Origin of the sequence: Lentibacillus saliphilus, assembly GCF_019093865.1 — a bacterium.
Classification (GTDB): Bacteria; Bacillota; Bacilli; order Bacillales; family Amphibacillaceae; genus Lentibacillus_B; species Lentibacillus_B saliphilus.
Map to the genome: position 1 here is coordinate 1 of NZ_JABJXD010000026.1, position 875 is coordinate 875.

1 protein-coding gene is annotated in these 875 nt (G+C 38.3%); it reads right to left on the reverse strand.

The window, feature by feature from the left end; translation table 11 throughout:
• Positions 1-429 (reverse strand): vWA domain-containing protein (locus tag HPC67_RS15625; RefSeq protein ID WP_217589833.1); only part of this gene is annotated, 429 nt, incomplete at its 3' end.
• Positions 430-875: the final 446 nt, after the last annotated feature.

An 875-nucleotide genomic window follows, 5' to 3' on the forward strand; every position in this document is an offset into this window, starting at 1 on the left:
GCCATATACACGGAATGATACATTCGCATCTTCCGGGACTTGCTTCATAAAATCATTAATCGACTCTTTGGCAATCTGCATCATCGTTTTGTCTCCAATATAAGCTCCCATGCTGCCACTCGCATCGAGAAGCACTTCGATGTTGTAGTTTTCCTTAAAGTGATACCGGGAATCCGGTAAATCTGGATCTCCGAATGAGCCGAATTCCCATTTGTTTATTGTGTCTTGGGGATCAGGAAAATCTTCTGCAATAAGCGAGTAAAGATATCGGTAATACTCAGCATATTGTTCATCGGTCGCATCTTTTGGTAAAGGCTTCAATTTTTTTATATCTTCCTTGGCTTGGTCAACTATGGTGTCGTCACGTACATCAATGCCTGAATAGGGACCAGCAGCTTGCTGAATAAAACCCGCTGTGTCTTCTGGCACCTCTGGAATTGTATTATCAATTGGTGATTGATATACTTCTTTCTCATCTTCCTGATCTTCGTATTTTTCAGGCTCTTCATTTTCAGTTTCATCTTGTTTTTCTGCTTGGTCTTCATCCGGTTGTTGTGCCGCATCTTTTGGTNTCTTTCATGTCTTTTACTGTTTGAGCACTAATGTCATTGAGTTCATTTTCTATTTCTTGCATAGTAGATTGAATTAATTCTCTCGATTCATTGTGTTTTGTTCTCAGCTTTTGTTTTTGTTCAGTGGTAATGAGATTATCATCTTCTGCGTAGTCAAATATTCTCCATAAATTGTTAGATTGTCGTATTTCTTTTCTATCCCAATCATTCATGACCTTCAAAATATCAAAGTAATTCCTAACTTCTTTTTTGTCCGTATCCTTCATCGCATCTTCTTTCCAATCTTCCCATGCTTCAAGAACT